The sequence below is a fragment of the Streptomyces turgidiscabies Car8 genome, assembly GCF_000331005.1.
Taxonomy (GTDB): domain Bacteria; phylum Actinomycetota; class Actinomycetes; order Streptomycetales; family Streptomycetaceae; genus Streptomyces; species Streptomyces turgidiscabies.
On record NZ_AEJB01000155.1, the window covers coordinates 1 to 14033 of the forward strand.

12 protein-coding genes and 2 pseudogenes are annotated in these 14033 nt (G+C 72.2%); 9 read left to right on the plus strand and 5 right to left on the minus strand.

The genetic code is table 11. The features are described from left to right. On the plus strand, positions 1-462 hold a 462-nt coding region (gene mug / locus STRTUCAR8_RS09925), incomplete at its 5' end, for a G/U mismatch-specific DNA glycosylase (protein WP_006375473.1). Positions 463-489: 27 nt separating this feature from the next. Here the strand turns inward: mug and STRTUCAR8_RS09930 are convergent. Together STRTUCAR8_RS09930 and STRTUCAR8_RS09935 are read right to left on the minus strand one after the other, a co-directional pair. Beyond that, positions 490-1215 (minus strand): ABC transporter permease, encoded by a 726-nt coding sequence (locus STRTUCAR8_RS09930; protein ID WP_006375478.1) that lies wholly within the window; start codon positions 1213-1215, stop codon positions 490-492. A gap of 2 nt (positions 1216-1217) precedes the next feature. Then, positions 1218-2165 (minus strand): ABC transporter ATP-binding protein, encoded by a 948-nt coding sequence (locus STRTUCAR8_RS09935; RefSeq protein WP_006375480.1) that lies wholly within the window; start codon positions 2163-2165, stop codon positions 1218-1220. Positions 2166-2273: 108 nt separating this feature from the next. Here STRTUCAR8_RS09935 and STRTUCAR8_RS09940 point away from each other — a divergent pair, with 108 nt between their 5' ends. The 3 genes from STRTUCAR8_RS09940 (at position 2274) to STRTUCAR8_RS09950 (ending at position 5461) form a co-directional block, all read left to right on the plus strand. Next, positions 2274-3464 carry a sensor histidine kinase gene (locus STRTUCAR8_RS09940; protein WP_006375468.1) on the plus strand — a complete coding sequence of 397 codons (1191 nt, stop codon included), beginning with the start codon at positions 2274-2276 and terminating at the stop codon, positions 3462-3464. Positions 3465-3478: 14 nt separating this feature from the next. Beyond that, complete coding sequence (locus tag STRTUCAR8_RS09945) at positions 3479-4144, plus strand: response regulator transcription factor (protein ID WP_006375481.1); 666 nt, start codon at positions 3479-3481, stop codon at positions 4142-4144. Between the two features lie 159 nt (positions 4145-4303). After that, entirely contained in the window at positions 4304-5461 is a 1158-nt protein-coding gene (locus STRTUCAR8_RS09950; RefSeq protein ID WP_006375475.1) for an ROK family transcriptional regulator, read from the plus strand. A 94-nt stretch (positions 5462-5555) separates the two neighbouring features. On the opposite strand, the gene STRTUCAR8_RS09955 is transcribed toward STRTUCAR8_RS09950, so the two are convergent. Both STRTUCAR8_RS09955 and STRTUCAR8_RS09960 read right to left on the minus strand, forming a co-directional pair. Further along, complete coding sequence (locus STRTUCAR8_RS09955; RefSeq protein WP_006375470.1) at positions 5556-6317, minus strand: GntR family transcriptional regulator; 762 nt, start codon at positions 6315-6317, stop codon at positions 5556-5558. A gap of 111 nt (positions 6318-6428) precedes the next feature. Further along, entirely contained in the window at positions 6429-7331 is a 903-nt protein-coding gene (locus tag STRTUCAR8_RS09960) for an RNA polymerase sigma-70 factor (RefSeq protein WP_006375477.1), read from the minus strand. A gap of 170 nt (positions 7332-7501) precedes the next feature. Between STRTUCAR8_RS09960 and STRTUCAR8_RS09965 the strand changes: the two genes are divergently transcribed. Then, complete coding sequence (locus STRTUCAR8_RS09965; protein ID WP_044471947.1) at positions 7502-8344, plus strand: alpha/beta fold hydrolase; 843 nt, start codon at positions 7502-7504, stop codon at positions 8342-8344. A gap of 48 nt (positions 8345-8392) precedes the next feature. Here STRTUCAR8_RS09965 and STRTUCAR8_RS49500 read toward each other — a convergent pair. Continuing rightward, a pseudogene (locus STRTUCAR8_RS49500) lies at positions 8393-9307 on the minus strand (EamA family transporter); the annotation flags it as partial. Here STRTUCAR8_RS49500 and pdxR point away from each other — a divergent pair. From pdxR to STRTUCAR8_RS09985, 4 genes and pseudogenes are all read left to right on the plus strand, one after another. Further along, positions 9298-10728 (plus strand): MocR-like pyridoxine biosynthesis transcription factor PdxR, encoded by a 1431-nt coding sequence (gene pdxR, locus STRTUCAR8_RS09975; RefSeq protein ID WP_044471948.1) that lies wholly within the window; start codon positions 9298-9300, stop codon positions 10726-10728. The pseudogene STRTUCAR8_RS49500 and the gene pdxR sit on opposite strands and share 10 nt — an antisense overlap. 148 nt (positions 10729-10876) lie before the next feature. Beyond that, positions 10877-11111, plus strand: a pseudogene (locus tag STRTUCAR8_RS54065) (alkaline phosphatase D family protein); the annotation flags it as partial. A 172-nt stretch (positions 11112-11283) separates the two neighbouring features. Beyond that, positions 11284-12513 (plus strand): RNA-guided endonuclease InsQ/TnpB family protein, encoded by a 1230-nt coding sequence (locus STRTUCAR8_RS09980; protein ID WP_044471949.1) that lies wholly within the window; start codon positions 11284-11286, stop codon positions 12511-12513. Positions 12514-12815: 302 nt separating this feature from the next. After that, positions 12816-14033: GNAT family N-acetyltransferase (locus STRTUCAR8_RS09985; RefSeq protein ID WP_044471952.1), on the plus strand; the 1218-nt coding region annotated here is incomplete at its 3' end.

Consider the following 14033-nt stretch of genomic DNA (forward strand, 5'->3'; position numbering starts at 1 on the left):
CTGTTCTGCGGCATCAACCCGGGTCTGATGACGGCGGCGACGGGCCATCACTTCGCCCGCCCGGGCAACCGCTTCTGGCCCGTCCTGCACCTCTCCGGGTTCACCCCGAGGCTGCTGATCCCCGCCGAGCAGGGCGAGTTGCTCTCGTACGGCCTCGGCATCACGAACGTCGTCGCACGGGCGACAGCGCGGGCGGACGAACTGTCGGCCGAGGAGTACCGCGAAGGTGGCCGGCTGCTGGCCGCGAAGGTGACCCGGCTGCGGCCCCGCTGGCTGGCCGTGGTGGGCGTGACCGCGTACCGGGCCGCCTTCGACGACCGCAAGGCCCAGGTGGGCCCGCAGGGGCGGCAGTTCGGCGACACGCGCGTGTGGGCGCTGCCCAACCCGAGCGGCCTGAACGCGCACTGGACGGCGGCGACGATGGCCGAGGAGTTCGCACGGCTGCGGGAAGCGGCTTCCTAGCCGTTGTACGGCGGCCGCGTACGGTCGTCACGCGTCCCGGCGGCGTACGCTCCACGCCCCCGCGAGCAGTGCGGTCGCCGTCCAGAGCGCGGTCACCGCGAGGCCGGTCCAGGGGCCGAGGGTGCTGTCGGACGTCTCGTAGAGGATGACCTGGCCGGCCCGGTCGGGGAGGAAGTCGGTCAGGCCGCCTGCCACGTCCCCGATCACGAACGAGATGATGAGGATGAACGGGATCAGGATGCTGAGCGTGGCGACGCCGCTGCGCAGCAGAGCGGTGAGTCCGGCGGCGAGCAGCGCCATCAGCGTGAGGTAGATGCCGCAGCCGACGACACCACGCGCCTGTTCGCCCGGCGTGAGCCCGTCTGCCGCGTCGCCGAGCCCAGCCCTCGCGGCGGCGAGAGAGGCGAAGCCGGTGAGCAGTCCCACCAGCAGAGCCGGTACGGCGATGGCCGTGATCTTGGCCGCGAACCACCGTCCGCGTCGTGGCACCGCGGCCAGGGAGAGTCTCAGTCCGCCCCCGTGGAACTCGGAGGAGACGGCCGTCGCGCCGAAGGCGATGGCGGCGATCTGGCCGGGCCCGACACCCGAGAGTGCCATGAACAGGGGGTCGAACTCCGGGTCGGACGTACTGGAGACCCCGGCGAGCGCGGAGAACGCCGTGGAGACGGCGAACACCGCCAGCAGCGCGCCGCAGAGTGAGCGGAGCGTACGGATCTTCAGCCACTCGGAGCGCAGCACGGGTACGAACGGCATGGTCAGGCCTCCTGGGGCTGCGCCGGGGACCGCACGGAGTGTCGCTGGGCGGTGAACTCGGTCTCGGATGTCGTCAGGTCGAGGTAGGCCTGCTCCAACGTGCCTTCCTCCGCGGCCAGTTCGAGGACCGGCACACCGGCGTCCGACGCCAGCCGTCCGATGTCGTCCACCCGCGCGTGGTGCACGGTCAGGTGTCCGTCCTCGTGCTCGACGGCTTCGTATCCGTGGCGAGCGAGGGCTTCCTTGAGCGCGGCGCCCTTTGTCGTACGCACCCGGACACGTGGCTGCACGCGCGCGTGGATGAACTCCCGCACCGGGGTGTCGGCGAGAAGCCGGCCGCGGCCCAGGACCACCAGGTGGTCGGCGAAGGACGCGGTCTCGTTCATGAGGTGGCTGGAGACCAGGACCGTACGGCCCTCCTGGGCCAGTCGGCGCAGCAACTCCCGGATCCAGATGATGCCTTCCGGATCGAGGCCGTTGGAGGGCTCGTCGAGGAGCAGCACGGGTGGATCGCCGAGGAGGGCGGCCGCGATGCCCAGGCGTTGGCGCATGCCCAGGGAGTACGTCTTCACGCGGCGCGTCGCGGCGGACGCGAGCCCTGTCTCCTCCAGGACCTCGTCCACCCGGCGTTCCGGGATGCGGTTGCTCGTCGCCAGCACCCGCAGATGGTGACGTGCGGTGCGTGAGCCGTGCGCTGCCTGCGCGTCGAGGAGGGCGCCGGCGTGGCGCAGCGGTTCGTCGAGGGAGGCGTAGGCCCGGCCGCCGATGGTGGCGGTTCCGGACGTCGGCCGGTCCAGGCCGAGGACGAGCCGCATGGTGGTGGACTTTCCGGCGCCGTTGGGGCCGAGGAAACCGGTGACGCGGCCGGGCAGTACACGGAAGGTGAGGTGGTCGACGGCTCGCGTCGTGCCGTACTCCTTGGTGAGGTTCTGGACGTCGATGCTGGTCATGGCTGCAGCCTGGCCGCCGGCCCGGGGTGCGCGCCTCCCCCGCCGGAGGGCTTCGTCTCCCCCGCCCGGGGGAGGCCCGTTGTCAGTGGCGGCTGTCAGGATGTCGGGATGGTCCACATCCTGCGCCCGTTCACCCGGGCGGTCACGTACACACGATGGCTGCATCTGTTCATGGCCATCGTGTGGCCGGCCATGTGGCTGTTCATCGAGGACGCGTGGTGGATCTGGCTCGTGTCGGCCGGGCTGCTCGGACTCGCGGGACTCATGCCCGCGATGCGGACCGTGGAGGGCCTGCAGGCCAGGCTGCTGCTGATCGACCATCGCCGCGGCGACAGCGGCGCTGACAGCGACCGGGGCGATGTGGAATTCGTCGCCGCCTCGTCCGTCACCTGGGGAGACCGGGGCCGTACGGTGCTCTGGCTGGAGGTCCGGCTGGCGCTCGGGGGTCTCGTCTCGATGCTGACCGTCCAACTGCCCATCACCACCCTGAATCTGGTGATGACCGCGCTGGACGACACGCCGGGCGACGGTGCCCTGCTGCGCGTCGAGGGGCACCACTGGTGGTACGCGGTGCTCGCGCCGCTGCCCCTGATCCTGCTGGCCGCGGTCGTGGTCGGCTCGGGCGAGTTGATCACCCGGCTGGCCGGGCGCCTGCTCGGGCCCTCCCCCACGGAGCGGCTCGCCGCGCTGGAGGAGCGGACCGAGCAGCTGCTGGAGCGCAATCGCATCGCCCGGGAGCTGCACGACTCCATCGGGCACGCGCTCACGGTGGCCGTGGTGCAGGCGGGCGCGGCCCGTGCGGCGGGCGATCCCGCGTTCACCGACCGGGCGTTGGACGCCATCGAGGAGACCGGCCGGGCCGCGCTGGAGGACCTGGAGCGTGTTCTCGGCGTCCTGCGCGAGTCGGGCAGACCCGCGAGCAGTCGCCCGGCCCTCACCGAGGCCGACCGGCTCCTGGAGTCCGCGCGCCTCTCCGGGGCGAAGGTCGACATCGAGGTGACCGGTCCTCTCGACAATGTGCCGGGGCCGGTGTCCCGCGAGGGCTACCGGATCCTCCAGGAGTCCCTCACCAATGTGCTGCGGCACGCGGGGGCCGTTCCCGTCCGGGTCCGTATCGGGGTCGCCGACGGCACTCTCGCTCTGGAGGTCCGCAACCCGCTCACCGCCGCGATACCCGGGCCCGGCCGGGGCAGCGGCCTGCGCGGCATACGGGAGCGCGCGGCGCTGCTGGGCGGCCGTGCGCGGACGGGGCCCGACGAGGGCGACTGGCAGGTGCACGTCGAATTGCCGCTGCGCTGATCTACGCTGGCCGGATGCCCGTAACCGTGCTGCTGGTCGATGACGAACCCCTCGTACGCGCGGGTCTGCGGGCCGTGTTGGAGGCTCAGCCCGATATCGAGGTCGTCGGGGAGGCGGCGGACGGGGCCGCCGTCATTCCGCTGGTCAGGCGGTTACGGCCGGATGTGGTCGCCATGGATGTGCGGATGCCGCTGATGGACGGCATCGAGGCCACGCGCGCGGTGCTGCGGACCGTGCCGGAGCCGCCGAAGATCCTGGTGGTGACGACGTTCGAGAACGACGAGTACGTGTACGAGGCGCTGCGGGCCGGCGCGGACGGGTTTCTGCTGAAGCGGGCCCGGCCGGCCGAGATCGTGCACGCGGTGCGGCTGGTCGCCGAGGGTGAGTCGCTGCTGTTCCCGGCGTCTGTACGGCGGTTGGCGGCCGAGTACGGGAACGGGGACGGGGGAAATCGGGCCGCCCGGGCCGTTCTGGAGCGGGCGCGGCTGACCGAGCGTGAGGCGGAGGTGCTGCGGCTGATGGCCCGGGGTCTGTCCAACGCGGAGATCGCCGCCCGGCTGCTCGTCGGGACCGAGACCGTGAAGTCGCATGTCAGCGCGGTGCTGGCGAAACTGGGGGCCCGGGATCGCACCCAGGCGGTCATCGTGGCGTACGAGTCCGGGTTCGTCGCGCCCGGATGATCCCGGCCCGTCGGAAAGGTCGGGGGTGGGCGGCTCTCGCCCGGGTGCTCCGCGCCGAGTACGATCCGCCCCACACCCGCACGGAGCGCTCCGCTGGAAGCGCGGTGACGGACCCGCGCACCTGCCTTGAGCAGGTCCGCCTGGCTGGGAGGACGTACGTTGGGGCAGCTGACCGGTGGGGATCCCTCGCTGCTGCGAAGGATCAACTCCGCGGTGGTGCTGCACGCGCTGCGTGCCACGGACTGCGCGACACTGACCGAGATCACCCGGGTGACGGGCCTGTCCCGGCCCACCGTCGAGGGCGTCGTCGAGGGGCTCATCGAGAACGGGCTCGTCGTCGAGAAGGCCGCCGACGAGAGCGTCGCCCGGCGGCAGGGGCGGCCCGCGCGGCGGTTCCGGTTCCGGGCGGAGGCCGGACATCTGCTGGGGCTGGAGATCGGCCCCCATCGGGTCGCCGCGCTGCTGTCCGACCTCGACGGGCGCCTGCTGGGGTCGATCTCGAAGGACGTCGACGAGACGGCGCCCGCTGACGAGCGGCTGGAACGGCTGCGGTCGGCGGTCGCCGAGTTGCTGCGCCGGGCCGGGGTGGCCCGTGACTCGCTGCGGGCCGTGGGCGTGGCCACGCCCGGAATCGTGGAGGCCGACGGGGTCGTACGGCTGTGCACCGCGTTGCCGGAGTGGACCGGGCTGCGCCTCGGTGAGCGGCTCAGCCGGTCCTTCAAGTGCCCTGTGCTGGTCGAGAACGACGCCAACGCGGCTGCCGTAGCCGAGCACTGGAAGGGCGCGGCGATCGACTCCGACGACGTGGTGTTCGTCCTGGCCGGGCTGAGTCCGGGCGCCGGTTCGCTGATCGGCGGGCGGCTGCACCGGGGTTACGGCGGGGCGGCCGGGGAGATCGGCGCGCTGCATCTGCTGGGCCGGGAGGCGACCCCGGAGGCGTTGCTGTCGACCACGGGCGAGCCGCTGCACCCGCTCGACGAGATGGCGGTCGCCGGGGTGTTCGGCCGCGCCCGCGAGGGTGACGAGCAGGCGCGTGCCGCCGTCGAACGCTTCATCCAGCGGCTGGTCCACGACGTGGCCGCGCTGGTGCTGGCCCTCGACCCCGAGCTGGTCGTCGTCGGCGGCTGGGCGGCGGGACTGGACGGCGTACTGGAGCCGTTGCGCGGCGAACTGGCCCGCTACTGTCTGCGCCCGCCGGGCGTGGCCCTCTCGCTCCTCGGCGAGGCGGCCGTGGCGACGGGCGCGCTGCGGCTCGCTCTCGACCATGTCGAGGAGCAGTTGTTCGCGGTGGAGGGGACCGTGACGGCCCGGCGCTGAGCGCTCCGCGGGTCGCGCGGTCTTGCGGCTGCGGGCCCGTTGTGGCTGGTCGCGCAGTTCCCCGCGCCCCTTGGGGCGCGGGGCCGTACGTCGGTCAGGAAGCCCGGCGTTCCGGGCCGTGGTGGATCTCCACTCCCCCGGTGTCGCCGAAAGTCAAGCGGCACGTGTCAGCCCGGTAGGTCGCCACGGAGAGCGCGGCCGTGCGGCCCTGGGCGAAGAAGCGGGTCGTGACGACGAGGACGGGGGCCCCGGGGAGGCGGTCCAGCTCCTTGGCGTCGTCCGCGCGGGCCGAACCCAGCTCCACGGCACGGTCCTGGCCCTCCAGCTCCAGTCGCTGGAGTTCGCGCAGCACCGCACGCGCGCGCGGCGCGCCGGACGGGGCGTCTATGGCCGACAGGTCGGGCACCGACGCGGCCGGGACGTAGAGCAGTTCGGCGGCGACCGGCTGGTTGTGCGAGACGCGGGAGCGGCGCACGGTGTGGACCATCTCGTCCGGGCCCGTCTCCAGGGCGGCGGCCACTCCCACGGCCGGTACGGTCAGTCCGCTGTCCACGGGCTGCCAGGCGTCACCTGCCGCGCCCGGCCACGCGTGCTGGGCCGTGCCGACGGCGACGCCCATGCGCGGCGGGGCGACGGTCGTACCGACACCGCGGCGGCGCTGGAGCCGGCCTTCGAGTTCGAGTTGTTCCAGTGCCTGGCGGAGCGTGGCCCGGGCGACGCCGAAGCGGGCCGCGAGGTCGCGCTCGTTCGGCAGGATCTCGCCCACCGTGAACTCCGAGTCCAGTGCCTCACTGAGCACTGTCTTCAGATGCCAGTACTTCGGCTCCGGCACCGTCTCCAACTGCGTGGTCCCCACCGTGTCCTCCGCAATCGCCGTGGTCCATCGGCGTTTTGGCGCCCTTGTTTATTAAAGGTTGTTGCACTTTCCTGCGACCATAGGGCGGCCCCGATGCTTGGTCAAGACCAATCAGCCGTCCTGGGGAAGAGCCAGGGAGCGCACCTTGTCCGGGTTGCGGATGATGTACACGCACTGGATGCGGCCGTCAGCCACATCCATCTGGAACACGGCGTCGGGCTTGCCGCCGTCCAGGATCAGTACGGCGAAGCCGCCGTTGACCTCCATGAAGCGGAAGGAGGCGTCCGCGAGGCCCTTGCCGGCGGTGCCGACGACGAAGCGGCCCACGTGGTCGGCCGACTCCAGGATCCGGCGCGGCGCCCGGGCCAGGCCGCCGCTGTCGGCGACGAGGCAGACGTCCGGGGCGAGCAGTTCCATGAGGCCGGCGAGGTCGCCCTGTTCGGCGGCGACCAGGAACCGCTCTGTCAGGTCGCGGCGCTGGGCCGGGTCGACCTCGTAGCGGGGGCGCCGTTCGTCGACGTGCCGGCGGGCGCGTCCGGCGAGCTGGCGCACCGCCGGTTCGGAGCGGTCGAGCATCCCGGCGATCTCCGCGAACGGGTATCCGAACGCCTCGCGAAGGACGAACACCGCGCGCTCCAGTGGCGAGAGGGACTCCATGACGACCATGACCGCGAGGGAGACGGTGTCGGCGAGCACGGCCCGCTCGGCCGCGTCCGGGACGGTGCCCGCCGCGCCGGTGAGTTCGGTGACGTACGGCTCGGGCAGCCACGGGCCGACGTACGTCTCGCCGCGCGACTTCACCTGGCGCAGGCGGTCGATGGCGAGCCGGGTCGTGACGCGCACGAGGTACCCGCGTGGTTCGCGTACGTCGGTCCGGTCGGCGCCGGACCAGCGCAGCCACGCGTCCTGGACGACGTCCTCGGCGTCGGCCACCCGGCCGAGCATGCGGTAGGCGACGCCCATGAGGACGGGCCGGTGTTCTTCGAAGACGTCGGTCACGGTGTCGGCGGTCACTGCTCCATCCCAACCCGGTAGCGCGGGTGATGTCCAGCGAGTTGTCGGCCGACCCCCATTGGGGGCTACCCGTCGGTAGCATTTGCTGACAAGCTGTCTACGCGGTCCCCGTGGACAGCTACGCGGACAGCCACGCAGCTACGCAGACGCGTACGAAGAGGAGCAGCCCCATGTCCGCCACCGTCGCCTTCGAGGTCCCCTCTCCGTACGGCCCGCCGACCGAGACCAGGACCGTGACCCTGTCGTACACGCGTGTGGGCGCCGGCGAACCGCTTCTCCTGCTGCACGGCATCGGGCACCACCGGCAGGCCTGGGACCCGGTGATCGACATCCTCGCCACCGAGCGCGAGGTGATCGCCGTCGATCTCCCCGGGTTCGGTGTGTCCCCGGCGCTGCCGGACGACTTCGTCCACGACCTGCCGACGATGACCGCCGTCTTCGGTGCCCTGTGCGAGGCGCTGGACCTGGACCGGCCGCATGTGGCGGGCAACTCGCTGGGCGGTCTGCTCGCCCTCGAACTCGGGCGCGAGAAGCGCGTACGGTCCGTCACCACCCTGTCCCCCGCGGGCTTCTGGTCGCAGGCGGAGCGGCGGTACGCGTTCGGGGTGCTGCTCGCGATGCGGCGGGCCGCGCGGAGCATGCCGCTGCCCCTGGTCGAGCGGCTGTCGCGCTCGGCGGCGGGGCGGGCCGTCCTGACGAGCAGCATCTACGCCCGTCCCGGCCGCCGTTCACCCGAGGCCGTCGTCGCCGAGACACTCGCCCTGGCGAACGCCCAGCGGTTCACCGAGACCCTCAAGGCCGGCGCCGGCATCCGGTTCACGGACGACGTCCCGGGCATCCCGGTCACCGTGGCGTGGGGCACCCGGGACATGCTGCTCGTGCGCCGCCAGGGCATCCGCGCCAAGCGGATCATCCCCAAGGCCCGCCTGATCCGGCTCCCCGGCTGCGGCCATGTCCCGATGAACGACGACCCGGCGCTGGTCGCCCGGGTGATCCTCGACGGCAGCCGCTGACCGGCGAGGACGTACGAGAGCCGACGCGCCCGATCCCAGGACGACTCCGGCGCCCACGAGGGCGCTTCCGGCGGCCTGGGCGATGCCGTAGGAGCCCGTGCCGACGAGCGGGGCGGTGCAGGCCGCGGCGACCGGGATGAGGCCGGAGAAGAGCGTGGCGCGCTCGGGGCCGATCCGTTGCAGGCCGATGTACCAGCACACGAAGCCGACGACGGTGACGACCGCCGCCTGCCACAGCAGCGCGGCGGTCTCGGTGGGGTCGGGCACCCGCAGCCAGCCTGCGCCGTCGAGGACCAACCCGGCGAGCGCGGACTCGGCGGCGGCGAGGCCGCACACGGTCGCGGACATCAGCCGGGGCCCCAGGGGCCGCACCAAGGGCACGGCGAGCATCGCGAAGCCGACCTCACCGGCCAGCGCGCACCCGGAGAACGCGAGACCGACGCCGTCCGTACGACCCCACCCCTGGACCGCGAAAGCGCCCACCGCGACGGTCAACGCCCCGTACAGCACGGTCCGTTGCGGCCTCCGCCCGTCCAGCAGGGGCACCAGGACCGCCACGACCACGGGCGCGCAGCCCACGAACACCCCGGGTACCGCCGGTTCCGCGCTGTGTTCGGCGGCGATGACGGCCAGGTTGAAGCCGACCATACCGACGGCCGCGAGCAGCGCGAGACGGATCCACTGGCGGGCGCTGAGCGTCCGCAGCGCGGCGCCGCCGCCCCGGCCGACCAGAGGCAGGAGCAGCAGACAGGCCAGGCCGTAGCGCAGGAACTGGCCGCCCGCGTACGGGTAGTCGCCGAGGACGCTGTTGGCGGTGAAGGAGCAGCCGACGAGGACGGCGGCCAGGGCGGTGAGAAGGGCCCCGCGCGCGGGGGTGATGTCGGCGGGGCCGGGGACGGCGTTCATGCAGGTGACGCTAGGCAGTGCGGTGGACCGGAATAAGGTCCACTTCCATGACGTCATCGGGGACCAGTTCGGTCGGCCTGCCGGGCTCCGCCGCCTGGGAGTTGCTGCTCCCGGCCGCTGCCGCGCCGCCACGCGCGCGGGGGCGTTCGCTGCAGGAGGCGTTCCGGGAGGCGGTCCGGTCCGGGCGGCTCACGCCGGGGACGCGGCTGCCGTCGAGCCGGGATCTCGCGGCCGACCTCGGGGTGTCGCGAGGGCTGGTCACGGAGGCGTACGAGCAGTTGACCGCGGAGGGCTATCTGCGCAGCGGGCGCGGGGCCGGCACCTGGGTGGGTGGCGCCGCCCGGGCCGCCCACCCGCGCGCGCGGGACCTCGCTCCGCGCTCCCCCGGTGCCCGGGCCGACTTCCTCCCGGGCACCCCCGACCTGTCGCTGTTCCCGCGTGCCGCGTGGGCCGCCGCCCAGCGCTCGGTGCTCGCGGAGCTCCCGCATCACGCCTTCGGCTATCCGGATCCGCGCGGGCTGCCCCGGTTGCGGACGGCCCTGTCGGCCCTGCTCGCGCGGCGCCGGGGTGTGGTCGCGGATCCGGAACGGCTGGTGGTGGTCGCCGGGGTGGCGCAGGCGACGACGCTGCTCGGACACGTGCTCCACGCGCGCGGGTCGCGCGCGATCGGCGTCGAGGACCCGGGGAGCCCGGAGCACGGCTCCCTGTACACCTCGGCCGGCCTGGACGTCGTACCGCTGCCCCTGGACGGCGAGGGCCTCGGCCTCGACGGGCTGGGGGCCTCGGGGGTACGGGCGGTGGTGACCACGCCCGCCCACCAGTTCCCCTCCGGGATCGCCTACTCGGCGGGCCGTCGCACCGAACTCCTCGACTGGGCGCGGTCGGTGGACGGGCTGGTGATCGAGGACGACTACGACGGGGAGTTCCGCTACGACCGCGCTCCGGTGGGCGCCCTGCAGGGGCTCGACCCCGAGCGCGTCGCCTACACGGGGTCCGTCAGCAAGTCGCTGGCGCCCGGGCTGCGGCTCGGCTGGCTCCTCGTACCGGAGTCGCTCGCCGAGGAGGTCGTCGAACGGAAGCGGACGATGGACCTGGGCCATCCCGCCCTCGACCAGGAGCTGTTCGCGCGGTTCGTGGAACGTGGCGACTACGACCGGCATCTGCGCCGGTGCCAGCGCGCGTACCGGGAACGGCGCGATGCCCTCGTAGCGGCGCTGGAGGAGCACTTTCCCGGGGCCGAGGTGTCGGGCATCGCGGCCGGTCTGCACGTGATCGCCGCACTGCCGGAGCGGTACGGTCCGCAGGACCGGTTCCTGGAGCGGACGGCGGCGGCCGGGGTCGCGGTACGGCCGCTGTCGGACTTCGCGCACGCGCCGGTGCGCGGCGGGGGCGTACGGCTGGTGGTGGGATACGCGCAGTTGTCGCCCGCGCGGATCCGGGAGGGGATCCGGCTGATGGCCGAAGCCGTCGCTCCCTGAGGGCGGCTCACACATCGGTTCCCTTGTCCCCGTTGGCAGTTGTTCAGCGAGTATTTCCCGATCCCCACGCTCAGCCCGGGCGCCTGGGAGGGTCGCGTCCGCCGAGTGCTGCACCAAGGGGCGCTGCCCGACATGTTCGCCCTCGACACACCAGCGGATTACCGGCCCAGTCTGGCAACCGCCGATGTGCACCACATCTTGGCGCAGCAGTACCGGCCCTCACGAACCGCCTCACCGACTTCGAACCGTTCTGGGAATTCCTGTCGGGCCCGCTGAACGCCACGGCCTTCCCCGCCAGCACACTCGACTGCCCATTCGGTCCGAAGCGCGTCTCCGTAAAGGCGCCGACTGCGGCGAACGCCTGGCCCGTCGGCGGCTACCGAGTTTCATTCGCAGTTCATCGGGCTTCAACCCATTGGCGAGGCGAATGTCGTAATGGCGGCGCGGAGTGTCGCGGTGTCGTTCCGGTGAAGCCAGATGTAGCGGCCACAGGGGTGAGGTGGGGAACGGGTGTTCCCAGCGACAGAGGGTGCCGCGTGTTCGTACGATCGGCGAATGCAGCTTCGGTACGCCTTCCGGTTGTACCCGGAGCCCGGTCAGCGCAGGGCGCTGGCCAGGGCGTTCGGGTGTGCCCGCGTCGTGTTCAACGACGCGGTGCGTACCCGTGAGGATGCCCGCGCTGCCCAGAAGCCCTACCCCAGTGCCGCGACCCTCTCCCAGCAGCTGATCACCAGGGCAAAGAACACCCCAGAACGCTCCTGGCTGGCAGACGTCTCCTCGGTCGTCCTGCAACAGGCCCTGCGGGATGCCGAGGCCGCGTACCGGAACTTCTTCTCCTCCCTGAAGGGCGAGCGTAGGGGGAGGCGGGTGGGTGCGCCGCGTTTCAGGTCGCGCAAGGACTCGCGGCAGGCGATCCGGTTCACCGCCAACGCCCGCTGGAAAATCACGAGCAGTGGGCGGCTGTCGCTGCCGAAGATCGGCGACGTGAAGGTCGAGTGGTCACGGGTTCTGCCGGTGACGCCGTCGAGTGTGACGGTGATCCTGGATGCGGCAGGCCGGTACTTCGCCAGCTTTGTCATCGACACCGGCGGCGAGACGGACCGGGCCCGCTGGGACGATCCGGACCCCGAGGCCGCGATCGGCATCGACCTGGGCCTCACGCACTTCGGCGTCCTCTCCGACGGCACGAAGATCGCCTCCCCGCGGTTTTTGCGCCGGGCGGAGAAGAAGTTGAAGAAGGCGCAGCGGGAGCTGTCCCGCAAGCGGAAGGGGTCGAGGAACCGGGCCAAGGCCCGGCTGAAGGTCGCCCGCGCCCACGCGACTGTGGCTGATGCGCGCAAGGAGTTCCACCACCAGCTCTCCACCCGGTTGATCCGCGAGAACCAAGCCGTCGCGGTGGAGGACCTGGCGGTATCCGGACTCGCGCGTACCCGGCTGGCCAAAAGTGTGCACGACGCGGGCTGGGCACAGTTCGTGACCATGCTCGAATACAAGGCGCAGCGGTACGGGCGGACGTTCGTGAAGATCGGGCGGTTCGAGCCCACCAGCCAGGTGTGCTCCACCTGCGGGCACCGGGACGGGCCCAAACCCCTGCACGTGCGGGAGTGGACCTGCCCCGCCTGCAACACCCTCCACGACCGCGACCACAACGCCGCACTCAACGTCAAACAGGCCGCCGGACTGGCGGCATCAGCCTGCGGAGCGCCGGTAAGACCGGGACTTGTCCCGGCACAGCGCGAAGAAACAGGAAGCCACGGAATCTCCACCCGAACCCGTGCCGCGTAGCGGCACAGCACCGGCAGGGACGGCCAGAATCCTCGGGCTTCACTTCAGCCCGAGGAGCAAGTCAACAGTTCTTCGGCGAGGTCGGAGTCGGGTCGACGGCGGCAGCGGTGAGCTGACGGTACGGCTGCGCGAGCAGGACGGGACCGTGCTGTTCACCAAGGTGCTGCAGCCGGGTCGGGTGGGGCAGTAGGCCACCCAGGGCGGTAATCGTCCAGGAGTAAACAAAAGGGGCGGAATGCAACTTAACCCTTCGGTCACAGTCCGTTCGTGATCACGCAACACCGTTGGCGCATGGTGGCTGCATGACTCGACAGATATCTGAGGGAACCCCTGTGACGGACGGCGGCCACCCGGTACGCCGGTGGCGGCGGGACATCGTCGAACTCGCCGCCCTGTTGCGCACATGGTGGGCAAGCCGCCACGGTCACGCACCGCCGGGCGCCGCCGACGCGGGTACCGACGCCGGCGCGAGCGTGCTGTGGCGGATGCGGACGACGGTGCGTGACCAGCCGGGATCGCTCGCCTCGCTGTGCATCGCCCTCGCCGAGCGGCGTATCGACATTCTCAGCCTGCAGACGCATCCGCTGGCCGTGGGCACGGTCGACGAGTTCCTGTTGCGTGCCCCCGGTGACCTCGCCGCCGCCGAGATCTCCGGGTCGGTGTCCCGGGCGGGCGGCCAGGGGACGTGGATCGAGCGGGCCGACGCCCACGATCTCGTCGACGCGCCGACCCGGGTCCTGGGCCTGGCCACCCGTACGGCCCTGGACGCGGCCGAACTGCCGCTCGCGCTGCGCCAGTTGCTCGGGCGGTGCACGATCCGTTCGCTGCCCGGCGGTGCCGTGGCGGCCCGGGACGGTGTACCGGTCGAGGGTGCCCTCGACGAGACGGACACGGTGATGCGGCTGCGCGCGCCGGAAGGCGGAGTGATCACCGTGGAGCGGCCGTATCTGCCGTTCACCCCGACCGAGTTCGCCCGGGCGCGGGCGCTGGTGGAGCTGGACGCGCGGCTCGGCCCCCGCGTCCCGCACGGACAGGACATGCTGACGCTGCCGCGGGGCAACGCCATCACCGTACGGCGCGCCGACGCGCGCGACCTGGACGCGGCGAAGGCGATGCACGAGCGCTGCTCGCCGCGCACCCTCTCGCTCCGCTACCACGGCCCCATGGGCGACGCCGACCGCTATCTGGGCCATCTGCTCAGCCCGCGCTACGGCCGGACGCTCGCCGTCCAGACCGCGTCGGGGCGGGTGGTCGGTCTCGGTCACCTTCTCTGGGACGGCGACGAGACCGAGATCGCGCTGCTCGTCGAGGACGAGTGGCAGCGGCGCGGTGTCGGCGGCGAACTCCTGCGCCGACTGGTGTCGATGGCGCGCGAGGCGAACTGCGAGCACGTGTACGCCGTCACGCAGTCCTCCAACACCGGGATGGTCGCCGCGATGCGCGGCCTCGGTCTGCCCCTCGACTACCAGATCGAGGAGGGCACCCTCGTCATCACGGCCCGTCTGGACACGACCCCGGTC

Excerpts from the sequence above, each read along its gene's own strand:
- STRTUCAR8_RS09930 (WP_006375478.1), bottom strand. The coding sequence starts at position 1,215 with ATGCCGTTCGTACCCGTGCTGCGCTCCGAGTGGCTGAAGATCCGTACG.
- STRTUCAR8_RS09935 (WP_006375480.1), bottom strand. The coding sequence starts at position 2,165 with ATGACCAGCATCGACGTCCAGAACCTCACCAAGGAGTACGGCACGACG.
- STRTUCAR8_RS09940 (WP_006375468.1), top strand. The coding sequence starts at position 2,274 with ATGGTCCACATCCTGCGCCCGTTCACCCGGGCGGTCACGTACACACGA.
- STRTUCAR8_RS09945 (WP_006375481.1), top strand. The coding sequence starts at position 3,479 with ATGCCCGTAACCGTGCTGCTGGTCGATGACGAACCCCTCGTACGCGCG.
- STRTUCAR8_RS09965 (WP_044471947.1), top strand. The coding sequence starts at position 7,502 with ATGTCCGCCACCGTCGCCTTCGAGGTCCCCTCTCCGTACGGCCCGCCG.
- pdxR (WP_044471948.1), top strand. The coding sequence starts at position 9,298 with ATGACGTCATCGGGGACCAGTTCGGTCGGCCTGCCGGGCTCCGCCGCC.
- STRTUCAR8_RS09980 (WP_044471949.1), top strand. The coding sequence starts at position 11,284 with ATGCAGCTTCGGTACGCCTTCCGGTTGTACCCGGAGCCCGGTCAGCGC.